This is a genomic window from Pedobacter sp. 05L430 (assembly GCF_056397585.1).
The window spans coordinates 1-5,177 of record NZ_JBFTNT010000294.1; the positions used below are offsets into that span (position 1 = coordinate 1).

Annotated in this window: 6 protein-coding genes; all 6 read right to left on the reverse strand. The window is 40.4% G+C overall.

Annotated features, from left to right (window positions below):
- Positions 1-87 precede the first annotated feature (87 nt).
- Positions 88-540, reverse strand: coding sequence for a QcrA and Rieske domain-containing protein (locus AC1DG9_RS22855; protein WP_172660284.1), 453 nt, complete (start codon positions 538-540; stop codon positions 88-90).
- Between the two features lie 16 nt (positions 541-556).
- On the reverse strand, positions 557-1,495 hold the full coding sequence (locus AC1DG9_RS22860; RefSeq protein WP_172660283.1) for a DUF5777 family beta-barrel protein: 939 nt from the start codon (positions 1,493-1,495) through the stop codon (positions 557-559).
- An 8-nt stretch (positions 1,496-1,503) separates the two neighbouring features.
- Positions 1,504-2,058: a YceI family protein gene (locus tag AC1DG9_RS22865; protein ID WP_172660282.1), complete on the reverse strand. Its 555-nt coding sequence runs from the start codon at positions 2,056-2,058 to the stop codon at positions 1,504-1,506.
- A 226-nt stretch (positions 2,059-2,284) separates the two neighbouring features.
- Positions 2,285-2,461, reverse strand: coding sequence for a hypothetical protein (locus AC1DG9_RS22870; protein WP_048906218.1), 177 nt, complete (start codon positions 2,459-2,461; stop codon positions 2,285-2,287).
- Between the two features lie 137 nt (positions 2,462-2,598).
- Positions 2,599-3,681, reverse strand: coding sequence for a Gfo/Idh/MocA family protein (locus AC1DG9_RS22875; protein WP_172660281.1), 1,083 nt, complete (start codon positions 3,679-3,681; stop codon positions 2,599-2,601).
- A complete protein-coding gene (locus AC1DG9_RS22880) occupies positions 3,663-5,117 on the reverse strand; it encodes a Gfo/Idh/MocA family protein (protein ID WP_172660280.1) in 1,455 nt (484 codons plus the stop codon). Before AC1DG9_RS22880 ends, AC1DG9_RS22875 begins: the two co-directional genes overlap by 19 nt.
- Positions 5,118-5,177 lie beyond the last annotated feature (60 nt).

Sequence of the window (5,177 nt, forward strand, 5' to 3'; positions counted from 1 at the left end):
CAATTTACATATATCGTACCAACATTATCAAGAAATCTAAATAAATATTTTCATTAAAAGAAATGAAGCTACTAAAAGGGATAATTACTATGCAATGGTAGCTGTAAGTTTGCTTCCGCTAATAGCTGTGCTATAAATTTTCAGCGTTCTTGTATTTCCGGTCGTACCTTGTGGTCCCTGAAGTACGGATCCATTGGTAGCGTATTCAGAAAAGTGCAACTGACATTGTATTTTATTATCTGCCTGTTTCCATACCAAGCTACCTCCCTGATGCGGACAAATAGATTCTGTTGCTACAAATGCTGCAGCAGTATTTCCATCAGCTATCCTAAAAAACAATACGCCATTTACTTTCGCCTGGTCACCCACAGCCTTTAGTTGAGTTGAAAGATCTACTGTGGCAGTATTATTTCCTGGTCCTGGATCAGGTTTGTCGTCAGGACCATCATTTCCACTTTTTCCACAGCTCGAAAGGCATGTTCCTGTGCAAACCAATGCAAGGCCAAGCCCTAATGATTTGATAAATTCGTCACGTTCCATAGTTTTTGATTTTAGTTTAGTAAATTTTTGATTTCTTGTCCGGATCCTGATTTTTTGACTTAAACAGGGTAAAGTTTCTTGATATAGTGAAGCCAAAACGAACCCCGCCTTTGCTCCACGATTTTTTAGTATTTGGAATGAAATTATTTTCCACTATATACTCCGAATTCATGAAGTTTAAAGAGAAAATATGCCCTCCGGTTTCTATTTCCAAACCAACACCAAATGGATTGTAATAAGTTTCCGTTAAATCTTTGGGTCTCGATAATCCATTTACAACAGTGTAATCGGCAATAAAAGAAAGTCGTTTAGTAATTTTCATTCTTCCCGCAAAACCAAGGGAAAACAGGTTTTTGGAATCACCGCTATCCTCAATATTATTTCGCACTAAAAACCCTGGCATTACCTCAAGAGAGAGGCGCGATGAAAACTTACGTGATATAATAGATTGAAAGAAATAAGAGAATCTGTCACTATATTGTCCAAACTCGCCATCATTAAATGGCTCCCTGGCAATCCAGCCAAGCTGGGCAAAGAGGGTCATATTAATCGGCATCGAACTATTACTCTTCTGTTTTAGCAGCTTGTACTTACCCGAAAAGTTGAAAAGTTCGTCTTGCTTACTTCTTCCTATTGCAACAGTAAAATCATCGGTAACCCCATAATCCAATCCAATAAACAAATCTGTTGCAACATCCAGGCCGTATAAAGTGTGTGCACTTCCAAAACGTCCGCCTATATCACCAAAATGGTGACGGATCCTGAGATCCAGATCATGTTTCTTTTGAGTTTCACTTGAGTGAGATAAAACTACATGTGTTGACTTAAAGGCGGCATCTACAGTAGTAGCTACACCCCCGCTGTCCAGGGCTTTTAACAATGAGTCCGCTTCCTGAGCTCGAGCATGCAGTGTAAAAAGCGAAAAGGAAATCAGTAAATATTTAATCTTATTCATGGGTTTGGTTATTTTAATGAATTGAACTTACCTTCAGCTTTTATCGTAATAAACTCAGCAATCTTGGTAAACACCAGCTTTGGTATTTTAATATCATGATCCACACAGGCAACTTTAAATTCTGTACTGATTTGTACAACCCCATTGGTTACGGTTACTTTTCCTGGAATTGTTCGTTTCTTATCTACTCCATGTACAGAAAGAATACCTGTAACCGTTACAGCATAATTACCATCTTTGGTAAAATCCACTGGCTGGTCTATCACCCCTTTAAATTTTGCATAAGGATATTTGTCACTCTCTATATAATTTTCGTTGAAATGCTCCTGCATAAGCTTTCTGTCAAACTCAAGCGTCTTAACGGCTAGCTGCACAACTATTTCTCTGGTTTTGGCAACAAGAACAGCATTACCGTTATCGCTTACAGCCCTTATATCCTCTAGCGGTGTAGATGAGAATAAGCCTATTCTAATATTTTTGCTCACAAAGTTCTGCGCCCCGGCACTAAAATGCAGCAGCATGAGTACCACCAACAATCGGGTTATTTTTCTTATCCTATTCATATTTAATTGAGCTACTGCCTTATTTAAGTTTTAATGAACTTATATCTCCTAGTACGGAGTAAGAAACAACAAGGTTGCCTGGGCAGTAAATATTTTCACATTTGCACGTCGCTATCACCACCACGTCATCCTGACCTCGCAGCTTCTTCGAGGTCAGAATGACGATGGCATAAAACAAAAAAAGGCCCGCAATCTCTTGCAGGCCTTTCGTATAATTCAAATAATACTATTTAGCATTTTTCTTCTCAGTAACCTCAGTACGGATCTCTTGAGCAAGTCCTTTTAGATCCTGCATTGCTTTACGAACTCTAGTACCGGCTGCGCCATTACCTGAATTATAAAATTTGTCTGCATCTGCTTCGATTCCAGCAATAAGTTGTTTAAGTTTTGAAAATTTTTCCATGTTTTTCTTAAGTTAAGATTTTAAAAATATTTGATATAACGCTCTAAAGGTAATAATTATTGGATTTGCACCAAATCAATGTTTCATAATCTCTAATCATTTTTTCCACATCCTATTCCCATTGTTAATAAAAATGACTACAACACCACCATTTGCCCTGTCCTCACCGATTCATCACAGGCAAATGCAATCCTTAAACTATTAACCGCATCTTCAGTTGCATCAGTAAGGTCCAGATCTTCCTGAATAGCTCTCAGAAAAAAGCGTTGCTCACGATTACATAGTTCCTGATGATCCGGTTCATCTTTAAGATCAACCCACTCATCGGTCCTGGCAAACTCATCATCTTTATCCAGATCAGCATAATGTACTTTTATTGATTCTGTTTTAGTATGTGAATCAATTGAATCTGATTTTCCTGATTTCGATGCTTCTTTGGCAACTATAGATACCGCGCCCTTCGGGCCAAAAACATCTTTAATAAAAAAGGCTGTTTCACTAACCATTGGGCCCCAGCCTGCTTCGTACCAGCCAACTGAACCATCCTCAAAACGAATTTGAAGTTGCCCGTAATTGTAATTCCATTCAGGTATTTCATCGGTAAGCCGGGCACCAATAGCACTTACCTGAACAGGCCTTGATCTGGTCATCTGGCACATCACATCAATATAATGCACCGCACAGTCTACTATGGGGCTTAAACTTTTCATCAGGTTACGGTGTACGGTCCATTTCGAACCATGGCTTTGCTGATTCAGGTTCATCCGCATTACCAGTGGTTTACCCATTTGCTGCGAAAGTTCAATAAACTTCTCCCATGAAGGGTGATAACGCAATATATAACCAACAACCAGTTTCTTACCGGCCTTTCTCGCAGCTTCAGCAACACGCTCCGCACCTTCTACAGAATCCGCCAGAGGCTTCTCTATAAATACGTGGCAGCCGCTCTCCAGTGCTTTAACGGCAAAAGCCTCATGAGTATCCGGATAAGTAGAAATGCAAACTGCATCAGGCTTTGTAGCCTCAAGCGCCTCATAAAAATCACTGAACAGCCGATAACCTCCACCCAGCTTTTCATTTACAACAACCTTACTGTTACCGGTCGATACAATTCCACATATTTCAAAGCCGTCTAAGGTGTGATAGGCCATAGCATGAGATTTACCCATGTTACCGCATCCAACAACCAGAACACGCAAATTTACACTCCCAAACTCCATCCTGCACGATAATTACGTTTAACAAATTGGTTCACCTCATCAAAGTTAGTAACCTTAAGATTCGCTTTATCCCAGATCAGTTTAATGTCTCTGCCTGGATAACTGATTCCACCATCAGCATTTCTCCGCTGAACATCGGTTCCTCTAATGGCCAGGTTTGCTATTAATAGCGTTTCTGTAAGCGGTCCTGCAATTTCAAAAGGAGAACTTAATTCTATCTTTCCATAACCTGCAATCGCAGCTTCGGCCCATTGTGTATAATGGCCATCTTCACCACCTGGTACCCTAGGGGTTTTCTGTTTAGTATGATCATGCTCATTCCTTGATAAAGGCAGCAATCTCGGGTTAGATCCATAAACATCACAGATCATTTTTCCTTTGGTTCCTTCAAACAATACACCATTATCGCCAAATGCCTCATTAGGTCCTAACTCTACCGGACGCACGGGCTTAATACCACCGTCCATCCAGTGAAGCTGTAAATCACCTTTCGTTCTTTTCGTTCCCTTAAAGGTCATGATCACGTGACTTGATGGCGGACAACTTTCAGGGAAATACCCCCTCTTAAATTCATCCACATACACACTACCCACACTGCATTGAACATCAAGAGGCGTATCAAGACCTAAAATGCTAAATGGAGGTTCTACAAGGTGACAACCCATATCGCCAATTGCACCTGTACCATAATCCCACCAGCCTCTCCAGTTAAACGGAACCATTTTGTCTATATAAGGCTTATATGGGGCACTGCCCAACCACAAATCCCAATCCAATTCTTTAGGAACAACACCATTAGTAGCAGGCCACGAAATTCCCTGAGGCCAAACAGGGCGGTCAGTCCAGCAGTATACGGTATGTACCTTACCTATTAAACCAGCCTCGCACCAATCCTTCAATTGCCTTACTCCGTCACCAGAAGCACCCTGATTACCCATTTGTGTAACTACCTGATAGCGTTTTGCCGCTTCAGTTAATACACGTGCTTCATAAATATCATGTGTTAAAGGCTTCTGAACATAAACATGTTTACCAAGCTGCATTGCAGCCAGGGCTATCATAGCATGATTATGATCTGGTGTAGAAACTACAACACCATCAATGTTTTTCGATTCCTTGTCAAGCATCTGGCGATAGTCTTTATAATACTTCGCCTTCGGAAATCTCTTAACAGAACCAGCGGCCCTTCTATCATCAACATCACATAAAAATGCAATATCAGATTTACCACCTTTATAAATATTCGCTATATCACTTTCACCTTTTCCACCAACACCAACGCCGGCAACCTGTAAACGATCGCTCGGCGCTAAAAATCCTTTTCCTCCCAATACATGTCGGGGCACGATCATAAAACCAGCGGCTGCAAGCGCGCTGGTTTTAATAAAGTTTCTTCTAGAATTATCTGCTGATGAGTTTAACTTATCTTCAGTCATGTTTTTTATTATTATATTTTTTTTCTACTCGTCATCCTCAGTTTGCTCGTCATCCTGAAT

What these genes read in the sequence shown, in the direction of transcription:
- AC1DG9_RS22855 (WP_172660284.1), bottom strand. Translation starts at nt 540, where the DNA reads ATGGAACGTGACGAATTTATCAAATCATTAGGGCTTGGCCTTGCATTG.
- AC1DG9_RS22860 (WP_172660283.1), bottom strand. Translation starts at nt 1,495, where the DNA reads ATGAATAAGATTAAATATTTACTGATTTCCTTTTCGCTTTTTACACTG.
- AC1DG9_RS22875 (WP_172660281.1), bottom strand. Translation starts at nt 3,681, where the DNA reads ATGGAGTTTGGGAGTGTAAATTTGCGTGTTCTGGTTGTTGGATGCGGT.
- AC1DG9_RS22865 (WP_172660282.1), bottom strand. Translation starts at nt 2,058, where the DNA reads ATGAATAGGATAAGAAAAATAACCCGATTGTTGGTGGTACTCATGCTG.
- AC1DG9_RS22880 (WP_172660280.1), bottom strand. Translation starts at nt 5,117, where the DNA reads ATGACTGAAGATAAGTTAAACTCATCAGCAGATAATTCTAGAAGAAAC.
- AC1DG9_RS22870 (WP_048906218.1), bottom strand. Translation starts at nt 2,461, where the DNA reads ATGGAAAAATTTTCAAAACTTAAACAACTTATTGCTGGAATCGAAGCA.